General features: G+C 68.8%; 18 protein-coding genes. 13 read left to right on the top strand and 5 right to left on the bottom strand.

Annotated elements, in window-relative coordinates:
- The first annotated feature begins 19 nt into the window (after positions 1–19).
- The 5 genes from N1027_RS03515 to N1027_RS03495 all read left to right on the top strand — a co-directional run bounded on the left by N1027_RS03515 (position 20) and on the right by N1027_RS03495 (position 5,755).
- Positions 20–1,609, top strand: a complete 1,590-nt coding sequence (locus N1027_RS03515) for an alpha-N-arabinofuranosidase (RefSeq protein ID WP_259505272.1) — start codon at positions 20–22, stop codon at positions 1,607–1,609.
- A 164-nt stretch (positions 1,610–1,773) separates the two neighbouring features.
- Positions 1,774–2,967, top strand: a complete 1,194-nt coding sequence (xylA, locus tag N1027_RS03510) for a xylose isomerase (protein ID WP_259505270.1) — start codon at positions 1,774–1,776, stop codon at positions 2,965–2,967.
- A 36-nt stretch (positions 2,968–3,003) separates the two neighbouring features.
- Entirely contained in the window at positions 3,004–4,185 is a 1,182-nt protein-coding gene (locus tag N1027_RS03505) for an ROK family transcriptional regulator (RefSeq protein WP_259505267.1), read from the top strand.
- 68 nt (positions 4,186–4,253) lie between these two features.
- A complete protein-coding gene (locus tag N1027_RS03500) occupies positions 4,254–4,961 on the top strand; it encodes a TetR/AcrR family transcriptional regulator (RefSeq protein ID WP_259505266.1) in 708 nt (235 codons plus the stop codon).
- Positions 4,962–4,981: 20 nt separating this feature from the next.
- Entirely contained in the window at positions 4,982–5,755 is a 774-nt protein-coding gene (locus N1027_RS03495) for an SDR family oxidoreductase (RefSeq protein WP_259505263.1), read from the top strand.
- A gap of 68 nt (positions 5,756–5,823) precedes the next feature.
- Here N1027_RS03495 and N1027_RS03490 read toward each other — a convergent pair whose 3' ends face one another.
- Complete coding sequence (locus tag N1027_RS03490; protein WP_259505262.1) at positions 5,824–6,480, bottom strand: winged helix-turn-helix transcriptional regulator; 657 nt, start codon at positions 6,478–6,480, stop codon at positions 5,824–5,826.
- 71 nt (positions 6,481–6,551) lie between these two features.
- Between N1027_RS03490 and N1027_RS03485 the strand changes: the two genes are divergently transcribed.
- Complete coding sequence (locus N1027_RS03485; protein ID WP_259505259.1) at positions 6,552–7,274, top strand: hypothetical protein; 723 nt, start codon at positions 6,552–6,554, stop codon at positions 7,272–7,274.
- Between the two features lie 6 nt (positions 7,275–7,280).
- On the opposite strand, the gene N1027_RS03480 is transcribed toward N1027_RS03485, so the two are convergent.
- Positions 7,281–7,889, bottom strand: a complete 609-nt coding sequence (locus N1027_RS03480; protein WP_259505257.1) for a maleylpyruvate isomerase family mycothiol-dependent enzyme — start codon at positions 7,887–7,889, stop codon at positions 7,281–7,283.
- 117 nt (positions 7,890–8,006) lie between these two features.
- Between N1027_RS03480 and N1027_RS03475 the strand changes: the two genes are divergently transcribed.
- The 4 genes from N1027_RS03475 (at position 8,007) to N1027_RS03460 (ending at position 10,575) form a co-directional block, all read left to right on the top strand.
- Positions 8,007–8,648, top strand: a complete 642-nt coding sequence (locus N1027_RS03475) for a GNAT family N-acetyltransferase (RefSeq protein ID WP_259505255.1) — start codon at positions 8,007–8,009, stop codon at positions 8,646–8,648.
- Between the two features lie 77 nt (positions 8,649–8,725).
- Positions 8,726–9,145 (top strand): organic hydroperoxide resistance protein, encoded by a 420-nt coding sequence (locus N1027_RS03470; protein ID WP_259505254.1) that lies wholly within the window; start codon positions 8,726–8,728, stop codon positions 9,143–9,145.
- A 98-nt stretch (positions 9,146–9,243) separates the two neighbouring features.
- Positions 9,244–10,227, top strand: coding sequence for a DMT family transporter (locus N1027_RS03465; RefSeq protein ID WP_259505252.1), 984 nt, complete (start codon positions 9,244–9,246; stop codon positions 10,225–10,227).
- Between the two features lie 9 nt (positions 10,228–10,236).
- Complete coding sequence (locus tag N1027_RS03460; protein ID WP_259505250.1) at positions 10,237–10,575, top strand: chorismate mutase; 339 nt, start codon at positions 10,237–10,239, stop codon at positions 10,573–10,575.
- Between the two features lie 168 nt (positions 10,576–10,743).
- On the opposite strand, the gene purL is transcribed toward N1027_RS03460, so the two are convergent.
- The gene (purL, locus tag N1027_RS03455) at positions 10,744–13,038 is read right to left on the bottom strand and encodes a phosphoribosylformylglycinamidine synthase subunit PurL (RefSeq protein WP_259505249.1); all 2,295 of its coding nucleotides are present in this window, start codon (positions 13,036–13,038) and stop codon (positions 10,744–10,746) included.
- Positions 13,039–13,095: 57 nt separating this feature from the next.
- Entirely contained in the window at positions 13,096–14,115 is a 1,020-nt protein-coding gene (locus N1027_RS03450; protein ID WP_259505247.1) for an LLM class flavin-dependent oxidoreductase, read from the bottom strand.
- Between the two features lie 142 nt (positions 14,116–14,257).
- Here N1027_RS03450 and N1027_RS03445 point away from each other — a divergent pair, with 142 nt between their 5' ends.
- The 3 genes from N1027_RS03445 to N1027_RS03435 are packed head-to-tail and all read left to right on the top strand — an operon-like array spanning position 14,258 to position 17,359.
- Positions 14,258–15,451, top strand: coding sequence for a LolA family protein (locus tag N1027_RS03445; RefSeq protein ID WP_259505245.1), 1,194 nt, complete (start codon positions 14,258–14,260; stop codon positions 15,449–15,451).
- Positions 15,448–16,494, top strand: coding sequence for an ABC transporter ATP-binding protein (locus N1027_RS03440; protein ID WP_259505243.1), 1,047 nt, complete (start codon positions 15,448–15,450; stop codon positions 16,492–16,494). The genes N1027_RS03445 and N1027_RS03440 overlap by 4 nt, the downstream gene beginning before the upstream one ends.
- A 31-nt stretch (positions 16,495–16,525) precedes the next feature.
- Positions 16,526–17,359 carry an ABC transporter permease gene (locus N1027_RS03435; RefSeq protein ID WP_259507876.1) on the top strand — a complete coding sequence of 278 codons (834 nt, stop codon included), beginning with the start codon at positions 16,526–16,528 and terminating at the stop codon, positions 17,357–17,359.
- Between the two features lie 62 nt (positions 17,360–17,421).
- Here N1027_RS03435 and N1027_RS03430 read toward each other — a convergent pair whose 3' ends face one another.
- Complete coding sequence (locus N1027_RS03430; protein ID WP_259505242.1) at positions 17,422–17,634, bottom strand: dodecin; 213 nt, start codon at positions 17,632–17,634, stop codon at positions 17,422–17,424.
- Positions 17,635–18,069 lie beyond the last annotated feature (435 nt).

Raw genomic sequence — 18,069 nt, 5'->3', positions numbered from 1 at the left:
CCCGCGCGAGGAGACGACGATGGGCACCGACAGCGACACCGACACAGGCACCGGCACCGCGACGGCCACCGCCCGCACTGTCAGCGCCCGCGTCGTGATCGATCTCGACATCCCCGGTGCGACGATCAGCCGCCATCTCTACGGCCACTTCGCCGAACATCTCGGCCGGTGCATCTACGGCGGTTTCTGGGTCGGGGTCGATTCAGAGGTGCCGAACGAGGGCGGCATCCGTCGCGACGTCGTCGACGCGCTGCGCGACATCCGCATCCCCAACTTGCGTTGGCCGGGCGGATGCTTCGCCGACGAGTACCACTGGCGTGACGGGATCGGGCCTCGGGAAGACCGGCCCCGGATGGTCAACAGCAACTGGGGCGATGTGGTGGAGGACAACAGCTTCGGCACCCACGAGTTCCTCGCACTCTGCGAGATGCTCGGCGCCGAGCCCTACGTGAACGGCAACGTGGGTTCGGGCACCGTGCGCGAGATGAGTGAATGGGTCGAATACCTCACCCGAGGCGGCGATTCGCCGATGGCGTTGCTCCGCCGTGCGAACGGTCGCGACGAGCCGTGGCGGGTTCCCTTCTGGGGCATCGGCAACGAAGCCTGGGGGTGCGGCGGAAACATGCGCGCAGAGGCATATGCCGATCTCGCCCGCCAATACGCCACCTACCTGCGCGACCACGGCGACAACCGCCTCTACCGGATCGCCGCCGGCGCCGCGGATGACGACTACCGCTGGACCGAGACGATGATGAAGTCGATCAGCTGCATCGGCTGCGGCGACGGCCCGAAAGACATCTACCAGGCCATCTCGTTCCACTACTACACGATCCCCGGGCCCTGGGAGGACAAGGGCGACGCCACCCGCTTCAGCACCGACGACTACTACGCCACGATGGTGAAAGCCCGACGCATCGAGGAACTCATCCGGGGCCATGCCGCCGTGATGGACGTCTACGACCCCGCGAAGAAGATCGGGCTCGTGCTCGATGAGTGGGGCACCTGGTGGAATGTCGAGGCCGGCACCAACGCCGGCTTCCTCTACCAGCAGAACACCCTGCGCGACGCGCTGGTGGCGAGCGTGCACTTCGACGCTTTTCACGCGCACGCCGATCGCTTGGTGATGGCGAACATCGCGCAGACGGTGAACGTGCTGCAGGCCATGATCCTCACCGATCCGAACAGCGGGGCCCTCGTGCTCACCCCGAGCTACCACGTCTTCCAGATGAACGTCGGCCACCACGACGCGACGGCGCTGCGGGTGCATGTGGATGCGCCGGAGCTGCATCGCGACGTCGACGGGAAACGGCTCGACCTGCTCTCGGCGTCGGCCTCGACATCCGGCGACTCGGCGCTGATCTCGCTCACGAACCTCGACGCCGAGCGCCCGCTCTCGGTGCTGCTCGATCTTCGCGGGCGTACGGTGACGGGGCAGAGTGCGCGCATCCTGACCGCCGACTCCCTGCAAGCCCACAACACCGCCGCGGAGCCGAACGCGGTGGCCGTGCGCGATCACGAGGTGGAGCTCGTCGACCAGCCCTACGGGTCGGGCGTTCGTGTCGAGGTGCCGCCACACTCCTACGTGACCGTCTCCGTGACGCTGGGCTGAGAGCTCACCGTGAGTTTGTTGTCGAAGGCGGTTTATGGAGAAGGGTCGGCGTGTCGGCACTATCACGGTCGCCCTGTCTGCTTGCGGCCTTTGACATTCGCGATCCGATTTGAATATGTTGTTGTCAACCACTTTTAGTACTGAATCTGCACTGGAGCACACTCATGTCCCTGACCCCCACTCGTGAAGACAAGTTCTCGTTCGGTCTGTGGACCATCGGGTACAACGGCACCGACCCCTTCGGCGGGCCCACCCGCGCGCCCCTCGACGTGGTGGAGGGCGTGGAGAAGCTCTCCGAGCTCGGCGCCTACGGCCTCACCTTCCACGACGACGATCTCTTCGCCTTCGGCTCGACGGATGCGGAGCGCCAGACCCAGATCGACCGCCTGAAGCAGGTGCTCGCCGACACCGGCATCGTGGTGCCGATGGTCACCACGAACCTCTTCTCGGCCCCCGTCTTCAAAGACGGCGGGTTCACCTCGAACGACCGCGCTGTGCGCCGCTTCGCCCTGCGGAAGGTGCTGCGCAACATCGATCTCGCCGCCGAGCTCGGCGCCAGCACCTTCGTGATGTGGGGCGGCCGTGAGGGTGCGGAGTACGACGCGGCCAAAGACATCCGGGCCGCTCTCGAGCGTTACCGCGAGGCCGTGAACCTGCTCGGCCAGTACGTCACCGACAAGGGCTACGACATCCGGTTCGCCATCGAGCCGAAGCCGAACGAGCCGCGCGGCGACATCCTGCTGCCCACGGTCGGGCACGCCCTGGCCTTCATCGAGACGCTCGAGCGCCCGGAACTCGTGGGCGTGAACCCCGAGGTCGGGCACGAGCAGATGGCGGGCCTGAACTTCACCGCGGGCATCGCACAGGCGCTCTACCAGGGCAAGCTCTTCCACATCGACCTCAACGGTCAGCGCGGCATCAAGTACGACCAGGACCTCGTGTTCGGTCACGGCGACCTGCAGAACGCCTTCTCCCTCGTCGACCTGCTGGAGAACGGCGGCCTCAACGGCGGACCGGCCTACGACGGCCCCCGTCACTTCGACTACAAGCCGTCGCGCACCGAGGGCCCTGAAGGTGTCTGGGACTCCGCGGCCGCCAACATGCGCACCTACCTGCTGCTCAAGGAGCGTGCGGCGGCGTTCCGCGCCGACCCTGAGGTGCAGGCGGCTCTCACCGCCTCGCGCGTGCCGGAGCTCTCGGTGCCCACGCTCGGTTCGGGCGAGGGTTACGACGAGCTGCTCGCCGACCGTTCGGCCTACGAGGAGTTCGACGCCGAGGCCTACTTCAACGGCAAGGGCTTCGGCTTCGTGCACCTGCAGCAGCTCGCGATCGAGCACCTCACCGGGGCTCGGAGCTAACCGCTCCCCGCGCGAATCGCATCCAGGGCGGCGAGCATGGCTGAGAAGACGGGGAGTGAGCTGCGGCGCACGAACCTCTCGGCTGTGCTCACCCTGGTGCACAGCCGCGGGGTGGTGACCCGGGCGGAGATCACTCGGGAGACCGGTCTGAACCGCTCGACCGTCGGCGCGCTGGTGGGGGAGTTGGTGGAGCTCCGGCTCGTGCGCGAATCGGAAGACGCCGCCCATCACGTGGGGCGGCCCAGCCTCCTGATCGAGCCGGAGCGCCGCACGGTGGCTCTCTCGGTGCATGCCACTCCGGATGCCGTGACCATCGGGTTGGTCGACCTCGGCGGACACGTGATCAAGCGCATCCGGTGTGGCACGGTGCGGGTGCCGCGGCCCGAGGAAGTGGTGAACATCGTGACGGCCGTCGTCGCCGGGATGCGGACGGAGCTCGACAGGTCGTATTCGACGGTCGGCGTCGGGCTCGCCGTGCCCGGCCCGAGGCATTCCGTTGCCGGCGTGCCCGATGCCGCGCCCGACGTCGATTGGCAGGCGGCGCCTCTCGCCGAACGTCTCGAGCGAGCGCTCGGACTCCCGGTCTTCGCCGCGGGCGACGCCGTGGTGGGTGCACTCGCCGAGAGCACCTTCGGCGCCGCGCGGGGGATGGACGATCTGGTCTTCGTCACCGGCGGACCGGCGGGGGTGACCGCCGCGGTGATCGGGGGCGGCACCCTGCTGACGGGTGCGAACGGCAGCGCCGGCGCTGTCGGGCACCTCCTCGTCACCCCCGGCGGCGCACTCTGCCCCTGCGGCAGCCGCGGTTGCCTCGACACCGAGCTCTCGGAGGAGGCTCTGCTCGAGGCGCTCGGCGCGACGGCAGGCGCCGACCTGGCCACGGTGCTGGGTTCGCGTCGCGGCGATCCCGTGGCACGGGCCGTCGTGCACCGAGGACTCGATCACCTGGCCGTGGCTGTGCGCACCGTGGTGAACCTCGTCGATCCGCAACTCGTGGTGCTCGGCGGCTATCTCGCGGCGATGCACGACCTCGCTCCAGATCGGCTGCGGACGGAACTCGGCCGTTCGGTGATGCGGCGCGCGGGCCAGGGTGCGGGTCTCCGCATCACTCGCGCCGGCCTCGGCGACGACCTTCTCGTCGTCGGCGCGGCGCAGCTGGCCCTCTCTCGGGTGCTCCGCGACCCCGCGCAGCTCCCCGCCCGCGCGCCGGCGGTCTAGCGCGAGGCGTATCGGCGATACGCCGTTTATGGTTGCAACAGTAACACCTCGGTGTTATCGTTGATCACATGAGTACGCGATCGCGGATCATCGAGGTGACCGCCGCCCTGCTGGCCCAATCGCCCACCGGCGACGTCTCCACCCGTGCGGTCTGCGAGGCCGCGGGCGTGCAGCAGCCGGCGCTCTATCGCCTGTTCGGCGACAAGGACGGTTTGCTCGCCGCCACGGTCGATCACGTCTGGGAGCAGTACCTCGCAATGAAGCGCGCTGCGGAACGCTCGGCCGATCCTCTCGACGATCTCAGGGCCGGATGGGACAGTCACACCGCTTTCGCCCTCGCACATCCGAACGCCTATCGACTGCTGTTCGCCACCACGCTCACGACGCGGCCCGAATCGGCCGACGAGGCGATGCGGTTGCTCCGCGAGGTGCTCGACCGCCTGGCGGCCGACGGCCGGCTCCGGGTCGTCTCGACGACGGCGGCGCAGATGGTGATGGCCGCCAACACCGGGGTCGCCCTGGCGCTCGTGCTTCAGCCCTCGCTCTATCCGGATGCCGGGCTCTCCGCCCTGGTGCGTGACGCGACGCACCGCGCCATCCTGCGCGACGTCGACGCGGTCGACCACGCTTCGGATGCCCGCACCGCGGCCGCGAACACTCTCACCTCCGGGCTCGGCGAGCTCGTGCCCGCAACCTTCAGCCCTGCGGAGGCGGGGCTGCTCGGCGAATGGCTGGCCCGCGTGCCGGCCGCCGAAGCCCACTCCACCCAGAAGTGAACGACCCGGAAGGAAACACCATGACCGACACCGAAAACCCCTCCATGCCCGCCGTACCCGCCTCGCCCGCTGCCCGGGTGGCGCTCGTGACCGGCGCGTCGGGCGGCATCGGCCGCGCCGTGGCCGAGCGTCTGGCCGCCGACGGCATGGCGGTCGGCGTGCACTACTCCGGCAACCGGAACCGTGCCGAGGAGACCGTGGCCGCGATCGAAGCGGCCGGCGGCCGGGCCATCGCGGTGGGCGGCGACGTCGCCGAAGAGCCTGACATGTCGGCCGCGTTCGACGCGGTCGAGGCAGCGTTCGGCGGCATCGACGTCGTGGTGAACACAGCCGGCATCATGCTGCTCGGCCCCGTCGCCACCTTCGACCTCGACGACCTCGACCGGATGCACCGGGTCAACATCCGGGGAACCTTCGTGGTGTCGCAGCAGGCGGCCCGCCGGGTGCGCCCCGGTGGCGCGATCATCAATTTCTCGAGCTCCGTGATGCGGCTGCAGTTCCCGAACTACGCGGCCTACGTGGCCAGCAAGGGCGCCGTCGAGGCGATGACCCTGGTGCTGGCGCGGGAGTTGCGCGGCAAAGACGTGACGGTCAACGTCGTGGGCCCTGGCCCCACCGCGACCCCGCTCTTTCTCGAGGGCAAAGACGAGGCGACCATCGAGCGCCTGGCGAATGCCGCGCCGCTGGAGCGGCTCGGCACGCCCGACGACATCGCCGAGACGGTGTCGTTCCTGGCCGGGCCCGCCCGCTGGGTGAACGGGCAGGTCATCTACACCAACGGCGGCGCCGCCTGATGAGCGAGACCTCCTCGACCTCCTGACGGTGATCGCGGCGCGCTGCCCCGCGGACCTCCGGTCCTGGGTCAGGACGCCTCGGTCGCCGCATTCGGGTAGGCACTGAAGAACCGGGTCGCCAGGTCGAGGTCGCCCTCCGCCTCGACTCTGCCGAGCTCGACGGCCGTCGCGACGGAGATACTGCCGAATACGAGGGCGCGCAGCTGCGCGACGGTCACCGCGATGGTCGCATCGGGATGCTCCGCGCGGCCTCTCCGCACCGTCACGCCTGCGGGAGTCACCGCCAGGGCGAACTCGTCGCCGGGCAGACGGATGCCGATGCTCGCCCGCAGCGTCGACCCGGTCGGTGGTGCGTAGAGCGCTTCCAGCAGGAGCATGACGGCGTCGGCGCTCATCTCGGTGCCCGGCTTCGTCGGAACGCCGGCGCCCCAGCGTGACAGTGCGATCAGTACCGGCCGGAGTTCCCGGCCGCGATCGGTCAGCTCGTAGACGTGGGTGCTCGTCGGAGGGCCGAGTTCGGTGCGTCGCACGATTCCATCGGCCTCGAGTTCTTTCAACCGCTGGCTCAGAACGTTCGGGCTGGCGTGGGCGAGACCGGTCCGCAGATCGCCGAAACGCTTGGGTCCGAAGATCAGTTCGCGCACCACGAGCAGCGCCCAGCGCTCGCCGACGGCGTCCATCGCCAGGGCGGCGCCGCACGCGTCGTCGTAACTTCTTTCGGCCATAGGGGAATTGTACGAGCCGTAGGAGGCTTGGTTGCTAAGTACAATCAATCAGTCCTAAACAAGGAGTACTAATGGATGCATTGCTGCAGGCCGTTCTCGACGCGAACGGCGGAATCGCCCGCTGGGAGACGGCGTCGACGATCACGGCCCGGATCGAATACGGCGGTCCGTTCTGGGAGTTCAAGGGCCAGCCGGAGTTCGCCGGGCACGCGCAGGTGGAGGCACGGGTTCACGAGGAGTGGATCCGGTTCACGCAGGAGGGCAGCGGCGTCGTCATGGTCTACGACAAGAACGCCGACACCGTCACCGTCTCGACCGCCGAGGGCGCCGTCATCGACTCGCTCGACCATCCGCGCGCCACGTTCGACGGCTACGACAGCAACGCGCCGTGGACGCAGGCGCAGATGGCCTACTTTCGCGCCTACGCCACCTGGCACTACCTGGTCGAACCGCTCATCTTCACGATGCCCGGCGTCGAAGCGCACGAGATCGAGTCGTGGAACGAGGGCGACGCCACCTGGCGCGTGCTCAGCGTGACCTTCCCCGACACCATCGACACGCACAACGCCACTCAGCTCTACTACTACGACGAGCAGCTCCGATTCCGCCGGATGGACTACGCCCCGGTCGTCAACGGAGGCTCACCTACGGCGCATTACATCCGTGAGTCGATCGAGCTCGGCGGGCTCCAGGTGCCGACGAAGCGGCACATCCACATCCGCAACGACGACCGCACCCCCGACCTCTCGTGGGTTCCGATCACCCTCGACCTCCAGGATGTCGCCGTCGCCTAGGTGGGGTCAGACGACGGAGTAGCCCTCGGGCAACGTCGCGCGGCCGGTGAGACTGAACAGCAGGATCTCACCGTCTCCACGCGCGGCTGCGACGCCGGCAGCGAGGTGGAGCGTCGCCGAGATCGCATCGGGCGACTGCCCGTGCGGCTGTCCGGTCGCGCGGGAGATGTCCATCGAATGCACCACGAGCTCGAACACCCGCGTGCGGAGGTACTCCGGCAGTGCGATGCCGAGGCCGCCGATCGACACGATCCGCTCCGGCGGGGCCGAGTCCACCAGCGTCATGGCGCGACTGAGGGCATCCGAGATCGCATGCGCCGGATCGGCGCCGAGCCAGATGCCCGCTTCCACTCCTCGGGCGGCCACGGCAGCCGGATCGGTCAGGTCGCGGTAGACCCGCGCGTAGTACGACTCGGCGTTCTGCACGTTCGGATACCCCGGGTCGTCGAGCAGCAGGTAGCTCTCGACGGTCAGGATGGCCCGTGTGGTGTGCCCGACGAGGGAACGCAACGTCCATTCCCCGAGCGCGACGGACTCCCACTGACTGTCGTCGATGCGCGTGACGAGGTCGTGGAATGCGGAGGCGGATTGGAAGAACATGGCGGCACTGCCCATGGCACCATCGTGGCACAGCTCCCGACCGACCGGATGCGCCCGGCGGGCCCGATCTCGGCGCGCGCGCCGCACCCGGGGCGCCCCGATTCGCCCGGCATCGGATGCCAGACTGGACGCATGCCAGCAACACGCCCCGAACCCGGCATCCTGCAGGGTCGCTACATTCGTCTCGAACCGCTCACACCCGAACTCCTCCCGGAGCTGCACGGGGCGATCGGCCACCCGGAGGTCTTCGCCGGAGGCTATGGCGGCGGCCCGGCGGGCTACCGCGCGACCGCGGACGAGTTCGCGGAATGGGCACGGGGCTACTACCAGTGGCAGGGCGGCAACGCCTACGCCATCCGCCTGGTCGGTGGCCGCAACGACGGCACCCTGGTGGGAACCACCACGCTCGGCGACATCGATCCGGCCCTCGAATCCGCGCACATCGGCTGGACCGCCTACGACCCCCGGGTATGGGGCACGGTCGTGAACCCTGAAGCAAAACTCCTCCTTCTCGGTCTGGCCTTCGACAACGGCTTCGGCCGCGTCAAGATCCAGGCCGACGTTCTGAACACACGCTCGCGCGCCGCGATCGCGAAACTCGGCGCGACCTTCGAAGGCATCATGCGGCGCGATCTTCCGCGCGCCGACGGCACCTGGAGGGACTCCGCCGTGTTCTCGATCATCATCGACGAATGGCCGGCGGTGCGGGCCGCATTGCGTGAACGTGTGGACAACCAAGGCGGAGGCGTTCCTGTGGAATTCGCGAACTCCTGACGAACCTTCTGAGTGAGGGCCGAGAACACGCATCCGCCTTTTGGCCGAGCCGTTCGATTGATGGTGGACTAGGCCGTATGGAACCTCTCTACACTGCAATCGCGCACGCATCCGGTGGCGGACGGGACGGACACGTCCGGAGCGAAGACGACCGACTCGATTTCGACACCCGCCCGCCGAAGGAGATGGGAGGCTCGGGAGAGGGAACCAACCCCGAGCAGCTCTTCGCCGCCGGCTATTCCGCCTGCTTCCTCAGCGCCGTGCACGCGGCCGGCCGCGAGTTCAAGCTCGACACCACGGATGCCGCCGTCTCGGCGAGCGTGTCGATCGGCAAGAACGAGACCGGTGCCTTCGGCCTCGCCGTCGAACTCGACGTCTACGTGCCCAACGTCACTCCCGAGCAGTCGCGGCAGCTGGCCGACCGGGCCCACGAGCTGTGCCCCTACTCGAACGCGACCCGCGGCAACATCGAGGTCGCGGTCAACGTGGTGGAGTAGCGCCCGATCCTGCCAATTCGAGGCGCCCGACTGCCAGACCGGCGGTCGGGCGCCTCGGGCCGGTTCGCGATGTCGTACCCCCGCGATAGGGTCGCGGAGTGACTCAGCTCCACCCCGTTCAGACCCGCGCCAGCCGCGGCCGACTCTTCGTCGCCCTGCAGTTCTCGGCGCTCGGCCTCATCTGGGGGTCGAGCTTCTTGTTCATGAAGGTGGCGCTCGGCGGCGTCTCGTTCGGCCAGGTGGCGTGGACCAGGTTGATGCTCGGCGCCCTGACCCTTGCGATCCTGCTGCTCGTGATGCGCACGAAGATGCCGCGCAACCCGGCGGTCTATCTCCACTTCGTGGTGATCGGCGCCTTCGGCTGCGCCGTTCCGTTCCTCCTCTTCGCCTGGGCCGAACAGTACGTCACCTCGGGGCTGGCCAGCATCTACAACGCCGTCACTCCCATCACCACAGCACTCATGGTGACGCTCGCCTTCAGCGTCGAGAAACTCGACCGCTCACGGGTGCTGGGCGTGCTCGCGGGAATCGTGGGCGTCGTCGTCATCATCGGGCCGTGGTCGTTCGTGGCCAACGAAGCGGCCGGCGGCGACCTCGCACTCGAGCTCGCCGGCCAACTCGCCTGCCTCGGCTCGGCCGTCTGCTACGGCTTCACCTTCGGCTACATCCGTCGTTTCATCACGAACCGCCACCCGGTGACGGGGGTCACCGCGGCCTTCCTGCAGGTGGGCATGGGGGCGCTCATCCTGCTGGTGCTCACCCCCTTCGTGGCGGTCGGGCCGATCGGTCTCGACCTGCCGATCGTGCTGAGCCTGCTGGCCCTCGGCATCGCGGGCACCGGGGTGGCCTACTACTGGTACATGAACGTGCTGAACGCGTGGGGGCCCACGGCGACGTCGACGGTCACCTACCTCACCCCCGTCGTGGGCGTTGCCCTCGGCATCATCCTGCTCGGCGAGACCCTGAGCTGGAACGCCCCGCTGGGCGCAGCGCTGGTGTTCCTCGGCATCCTGCTCGCGCAGGGTCGACTCCGGCTGCCGCGTCGGCGTAACGCGCAGAACGGAGTCAGCGAGGCTGGCTAGGGTTGAGGCATGGTGAACGCGGATTCAACGGTGCCCACGGGTGGTTTCGACAACTCGGCGGATGTCTATGCGCGGCTGACGAGCATCCGTCAATCGATCGACAACATCGACGCTGCTCTCATCCACATGCTGGCCGAGCGCTTCAAGTTCACGCAGACGGTGGGTCGCCTGAAAGCCGAGCACGGCCTTCCGCCGGCCGACCTCGATCGCGAGGCGCGTCAGATCAAACGGTTGCGCGCGCTGGCGGAGGAGTCGCACCTCGACCCGGCGTTCGCGGAGAAGTTCTTGAACTTCATCGTGGCGGAGGTCATCCACCACCACGAGCGCATCGCCGCCGACTCCGAGTAGCCTCACCCCCCCTGCCGCACCCCCTCGCACCCGGCCCGGGGCTCCGAAACGACGGAGTTTCGCGCCGCAGAACGGAAACGACGGAGGCTCAGGCCGAATCCGGCGCAAGACTCCGTCGTTTCCGGGACGGGGTGGGGGTGGGGACGGCGTGGGGTGGCGGGTGGGGCGTCAGCCGCCGACGACGGGCCCGAAGGCGGCCGGCAGCGCCGCACGGTGCGTGCCACCGAGCTCGGCGAGCGGCACCTCGAAGAGGCCCTGCACCTCGAGCGAGCCCGACTGCGCATCCGTCACGCCGATGCGCAGCACCGGAACGCCGCGACCCTCGCACAGGCCCTTGAACTTCACGTCGTCTTCGCGCGGAACCGCCACCAGCACGCGAGCCGTCGACTCGCTGAACAGGGCATCGGATGCCGACACCCCGTCGCGCTCGATGATCTCGTCGAGCCACACCCGCGCCCCGATGCCGAACCGCAGCACCGACTCGGCAAGAGTCTGCGCGAGGCCGCCGTCGGAGAGGTCGTGGGCCGAGTCGATGAGTGCTTCGAGAGCGCCGGCGCGGAGCAGGCCCGAGAGCTGCTCTTCGGCGGCGAGCGACACGATCGGCGGGCGACCGCCCAGGTGGTCGTGCACGACGCCGGCCCAGGCCGATCCGTCGAGCTCTGCGCGCGTGACGCCGAGGAGGTAGAGGTTCGACCCTTCGTCTTGCCAGCCCGACGGGATGCGCCGCGCCACGTCGTCGATCACGCCGAGCACCGCCACCACCGGGGTGGGGTGGATCGGCTGCGACCCGGTCTGGTTGTAGAAGGAGACGTTGCCGCCGGTGACCGGGATCTCGAGTTCGAGGCATCCGTCGGCCAGGCCCTCGACGGCTTGCGAGAACTGCCACATGACCTCGGGGTTCTCGGGGGAGCCGAAGTTCAGGCAGTCCGAGACGGCGACCGGCGTGGCGCCGGTGACCGACACGTTGCGGTAGGCCTCGGCCAGCGCGAGCTGGGCGCCGCGGTAGGGGTCGAGCTGGCAGTAGCGGCCGTTCGCGTCGGAGGCGAGCGCGAAGCCGAGGCCGGAGACCTCGTCGACCCGCACCATTCCGCCGTCGTCGGGGAAGGAGAGGGCCGTGTTGCCGAGCACGTAGCGGTCGTACTGGTTGGTGATCCAGTCTTTCGACGCCATGTTCGGCGAGCCGACCACGCGCAAGAACTCGTCGCGAAGATCTGAACCGGAGGTCGCGCGCGGCAGTCGCACCGCCGAATCGGCCTGCAGTGCGTCGATCCAGGTCGGGTAGGCCACGGGGCGCTCGTAGACCGGACCGTCGACCGCGACGGTGCGCGGCTCCACGTTCACGATCTCTTCGCCGTGCCAGTTGATGACGAGGCGGCCGGTGTCGGTCACTTCGCCGAGAACGCTGGTCTCGACATCCCACTTCGCCGTGACGGCGAGGAATCCCTCGAGCTTGTCGGGCGTGACGATCGCCATCATGCGCTCCTGGCTCTCCGACATGAGGATCTCCTCGGCGGTGAGCGTGGGGTCGCGGAGCAGAACGCGATCGAGTTCGATGAACATTCCGCCGTCGCCGTTGGAGGCGAGCTCCGAGGTGGCGCACGAGATGCCGGCTGCGCCGAGGTCTTGGATGCCCTCCACCAGATCGCCCGCGAACAGCTCGAGGCAGCACTCGATGAGCACCTTCTCGGCGAAGGGGTCGCCCACCTGCACCGCCGGGCGCTTGGTGGGGCCGCCGGCCGAGAAGGTGTCGGACGCGAGGATGGATGCTCCGCCGATGCCGTCGCCGCCGGTGCGCGCCCCGAAGAGAACGACCTTGTTGCCCACGCCGCGCGCGTTGGCGAGGTGCAGGTCTTCGTGCCGAAGCACCCCCACGCTCAGGGCGTTGACGAGCGGGTTGCCCTGGTAGACCTTGTCGAAGTAGGTCTCGCCGCCGATGTTCGGAAGGCCCAAGCAGTTGCCGTAGAACGAGATGCCGCTGGTGACGCCGTGCACCACGCGCGCCGTGTCGGCCTCGTTGATGTCGCCGAAGCGCAGCTGGTCCATCACGGCCACCGGGCGGGCGCCCATCGAGATGATGTCGCGCACGATGCCGCCCACGCCGGTCGCTGCACCTTGGAAGGGCTCGATGTAGGAGGGGTGGTTGTGCGACTCGACCTTGAAGGTCACCGCCCAGCCCTCGCCGACATCCACGACGCCCGCGTTCTCGCCCATGCCCACCATGAGGTTCTTCTTCATGGCCGGGCTGACCTTCTGGCCGAACTGGCGCAGATAGATCTTCGACGATTTGTAGGAGCAGTGCTCGCTCCACATCACCGAGTACATCGCCAGCTCGCCCGACGTGGGGCGACGGCCCAGGATCTCGCGGATCTTCGCGTACTCGTCGGCCTTCAGGCCGAGTGCCTCGTAGGGCTGTTCCCGATCGGGGGTCGCAGTGGCGTTCTCGACGGTATCGGCATTGCTCACGCGGCCAGGACTCCTTGAGTTGCGGGGGTGGGATGCGGGGTGGGAATCCCCTCGATTCTACCGGCCTGGATACCACCCCAGGGCCGGGCCCAGTCGCTCGGCCAGGTCGTGCAGGATCTGCACGTAGTCGTCGTGCTCGAAGGAGAAGGGGAGCGCGAACGCCACCTCGTGGATCTCGCGGAAGGCGGGATCGGCGTAGAGGGCGTCGGCGATCTCGGCGGAGGTGCCGATCAGGTCGGCGGCGAAGAGCATCCGCCTGGGTCCGACGGGCACGCCGACCCGGCCGGATCTGCCGGCGACATAGGCGGCGTACTTCGCGCGCTGCTCGGCCGTGGCGGAGTCGGTGGGGATGACGACGAGTCCCTGCGAGACACGCGCGCGGGCGCCATCCGGATGCGCGGCCCGATACGCCAGCACCTGGTGCTGCTGGTTCTCGGCGAAGTCGTTGCCGAGCTCGCCCTGCACCACGCTCGAGGTGAGGAAGTGGAAGCCGTTCTGGGCCGCCCACTCGGCCGAGCGCGTGCTGCCACCGCCGTACCAGAGGCGGTCGACCAGGCCGGCGGAGTGCGGCTGGACCGTGTCGGCGAAGACCTCGCCGCCCTGCGTTCCGGCGAAGCTGCTCACGACGTCGCCGCGCACGAAGTCGCGGAAACGCAGGAGCCGCCCGTAGTCGAAGTCCTCCTCCTCGAAGGTGTTCGGGTAGATCGCGTCTTTGTAGCGATCGATGTTCATCGGCGGGCCGGCCGAGAACCCCGGTGTGATCCGGCCGTGCGAGAGGAGGTCGACCGTGGCGAGATCCTCGGCGAGGCGGAAGGGGTTCTCGGCGCCGACCGGAGTGACCGCGGTGCCGAGCTCGATGCGGCTGGTGCGCTGGGTGGCGGCCGCGAGCACCGCGACGGGGGAGGAGATGCCGTACTGCAGGTGGCGGTGCCGGAGCCACGCGCTGTCGAACCCGAGCTCTTCGCCGAGCTCGATGATGCGCAGCGTGCTCTCGTGGCCGGCCGCCGGATCAGCGGGGTCGAACAGGCCGATCGTGAGGAAGCCGAGTCGCTGTAAGGGGTCTCCGGGGTGCGGCACGATTCGACGGTAGTCCACAGTTGCGGAGAACCGCGAAGCTTTCCACAGTTGCGCCGAATCGGAGCAAACTCCCGGGTGGTCGGCGTAACGTCGAACGCAGATTCTTGCTCATCCCGTTCAGTTCCGGAAGAAGTTGATCAGCATGGCCCGAAAGTGGCAGCGCTGGGTTCCCGCGATCGCGGCCCCGGCCGTCGTGGCAGTTGCCGTCGTGGGCGGCGTTTTCGCCACCAGCGCGTCGGCCGACCTACCGGAGAAGACCCCGCAGCAGGTGCTCGAGCTCGCCGCTTCGACCGACGTGCAGTCCTTCTCCGGCACGGTGGAGCAGAGCTCCGACCTCGGTCTGCCCGACCTGTCGAGCGTGCCCGGTGGGTCGTCCATGGGTGGCTCGGGTGGCTCCGGTTCCGGCGGTTCCGACTCCGGCACCGCAGCAGAGAACGACGCATCTCTCGGCTCCGCTCTCGAACTGCTCACCACCGATCACTCGGCTCGGGTCTACGCCGACGGTTCCGACAAACTGCGGGTGCAGATCCTCGATCAGCTGGCCGAGCGGGATGCGATCCGCAACGGCGACGACGTCTGGCTCTACGACTCCAGCGACGACACGGCCGTGCACACCACGTTGCCCGACCCGTCGACCTGGGGTGCGGGTGAGGCGCCCGCACCGCTGCCCACCGACGTCGCGACGCCGGGCCAGCTCGCCCAGAAGTACCTCGACGCGGTCGACCCGAGCACCGAGGTGACACTCGGCGCCGACACCGAGGTCGCGGGCCGCTCGGCCTACGACCTGGTGCTCACGCCGCGTGGCTCCGAGACCCTGGTCGGTTCGGTGTCGATCGCGGTCGACTCCGAGACCGGCTTGCCGCTGCAGGTCGAGGTGCTCGCTCGCGGCGCATCCTCACCGGCCTTCAGTGTCGGCTTCACCGACCTCTCGCTCGACGCCCCCTCGGCCGACCTCTTCGACTTCACGGCGCCCGAAGGCACCACCGTCACGGAGAAGCCGTTCCCCACGCGCGATGAGCTAAAGGGCGACGCACCAGCTGGTGCCGGCCAGACGCATCCAGAACCCGTCGTAACGGGCGAAGGCTGGGGTTCGATCGTCTCGCTCGCTGTCGGAGATGAAGCGTCAGAGCTCACTTCGTCGCCCCTGATCGCCCAGCTGCTCACGCCGGTCGACGGTGGTCGGGCCCTCCAGACCACCCTGGTCTCGGTGCTCCTGACCGACGACGGACGCGTGCTCGCGGGCGCCGTGCCGGTGGAGGCGCTGCAGGCCGCGGCCGATGCCGCGCCGGTCGCCCCGGCTCCGGCGGCCACGGCCGCTCCCGCTCCGGCCGAGTGAGCGCAACCGCCGTCGCGCCCGCCGCGCGCGGCGAGTTCGCGATCGAGACCTCCGGACTCACGAAGCGCTTCGGCAAGCAACTCGCGGTCGACGGTGTCGACCTCGCGGTGCCGCAGGGATCGGTGTTCGGATTCCTCGGGCCGAACGGATCGGGCAAGACCACCACGATCCGCATGCTCCTCGGCCTCGCCTCGGCGACCGCGGGCGACATCCGGGTGCTGGGGCAGGAGATGCCGCGCCGCTTGGCGACCGTGCTGCCCGGGGTCGGTGCGCTGATCGAAGGGCCCGGCTTCTACCCCTTCCTCTCCGGGGCGTCGAACCTCCACCGACTGGATGCGGCCGACGGATTCGCGCCCGGAGCAAGCCGTTCCGCCCGCGTCGACCACGCCCTCGAGCGAGTGGGCCTCACCCACGCCGCCGGCAAGAAGGTGCGCGCCTACTCGTTGGGCATGAAGCAGCGGCTCGGCATCGCCAACGCGCTGCTCGCCCCGCGCGAGCTCATCGTGCTCGACGAGCCCACCAACGGACTCGACCCTCAGGGCACCCGCGAGGTGCGCCACCTCATCCGCTCGCTCGCCTCCGAGGGCACGACGGTCTTCGTGTCGAGCCACTTGCTGGCCGAGATCGAGCAGATGTGCACGCACGCCGCGGTGATGAGCGGCGGCCGTCTCGTGGCACAAGGCACCCTCGACGAGCTGCGCCTCGCGGGCCAGACCCGCGCCCGCGTCGTCGTGCTCGCCCCCGACGCGCAGCGAGCCTCCCGCATCCTCGCCGACCTGGGCCTCCCGCCCGACATCGACGCCGCGCCGGGTGGCGCGAACGGCCCACTGTCGCCCGCGGAAGAACTGTTTGCGCGACCCGGCAGCGACAGCCCGGGGGAGACCGTGCTGAGTGCAGCGCTTCCCGAGAGCGTGGCTCCCGAAGACGTGGTGGCCGCGCTCGTCGCGGGCGGGGTGCGGGTGCGCGGATTCGCGGTGCAGCAGGCCTCGCTCGAAGACCTCTTCGTTGCACTGACCGGGGAGGGGTTCGACGTTGTCCAGTGAATCAGTGACAGACCCCCGCCCCGCCGACCTCCTGGCCCGGCGATCGAACCGCTCGCTCGGTTGGGGGTTCTTCGCGTCGGAGCTCTCGGTGCTCTTCCGGCGCCGCCGCACCTGGGCGATGCTCGCCGCCCTCGCCGCCATCCCGATCCTCATCGCCGTGGCCATCCGCGTCACCGACGGAGGCGACGGCCGCGGCCCTGCCTTCCTCGACCGCATCACCCAGAACGGGCTCTTCGTCGGGATGACGGCGTTGGTCGTCTCCATTCCCCTGTTCCTCCCGCTCACCGTCGGCGTGGTGGCCGGCGATTCGATCGCGGGGGAGGCGAGCACCGGCACGCTCCGCTACCTCCTGGTGTCGCCGGTGGGGCGCATCCGCCTGCTCGTCGTGAAATACGCCGCCGCCGCGGTCTTCTGCCTGGCCGCGACGGTGACCGTGTCGCTCGCCGGCATCCTGATCGGCATCGCCCTGTTTCCGATCGGTCCGGTGACCCTGCTCTCGGGCGACAGCATCGGCGTGGGCGAGGCCCTGCTGAGGTCGCTGCTGATCGCCGCCTTCGTCACGCTCGGGCTGCTCGGCCTCAGCGCCATCGGCTTGTTCATCTCGACACTGACGGATGCTCCGGTGGGCGCGATGGCGGCGACCGTCGTGATCTCGATCGTCTCGCAGGTGCTGGGTCAGCTCTCGCAGACCGAGTGGCTGCATCCGTGGCTCTTCAGCTACTACTGGCTCGACTTCGCCGACCTGCTGCGGCAGCCGATCGAGTGGTCGTCGTTCGGCGGCAACGCCCTGCTGCAACTGGGCTACGTCGTGGTGTTCGGCGCGCTCGCCTACGGGAGATTCGCGTCGAAAGACGTGCTCTCTTAGCGCGACGCCCTGAGAGCTGCTGCCGGAGGCCCGGTGCTCGTGGCCGCCATCGCGCCGTAGCCCTACTCGTCTTCGAGCCGGAACCCCACCTTGAGCGTCACCTGGAAGTGCGCGACCGCCCCGTCTTCGAGTTCGCCGCGGGTCGACACGACCTCGAACCAGTCGACGTTGCGCAGCGTCTTGGTGGCGCGGGCGAGACCGTTGCGGATCGCGGCATCCGTGCCCTCGGGCGAGGTGCCCACGATCTCGGTGATGCGGTACGTGTTGTTGCTCATGGTCGACCTCCATTGGTGCGATGAACTGACTCTCCGAGCCTAGGCGGATGGCCGACGCGCGAAAAGAGGTCGCGTGCCTCCATGAACCCCAAAGATTTCCGCAGCTTCGGCTCAAGATCGCACGAAGGCCACCACAACGCCGGCGCTCGTTCGACCGATGGCGTCGAAGATTAGGTCCGGTACCGCAGAACAAAATGCCTGATCGTTTGTAGTAATGAGAAACACGTGGCCCCCGACCGGGGGAGGCGCCCGACTGAAGCTGGGAGCCTCGAAACGCCCCTGAAACGGGAGCGGATTCGGGAGTAGTGTCACTCTCGGATCGGTGGTCACCCGCCACCGGTCCCACAATCCCGGACGGTAGCGGTCACCCCCCGCAGCCGTCCGCGGCATCACCCAAGCGTCCCCAACGCTCGATGCCGCGGTGGTGCGTGCAGC

This window comes from Herbiconiux aconitum, from assembly GCF_024979235.1.
Lineage (GTDB): Bacteria > Actinomycetota > Actinomycetes > Actinomycetales > Microbacteriaceae > Herbiconiux > Herbiconiux aconitum.
This window is presented reverse-complemented; position numbering and strand designations above follow the sequence as displayed.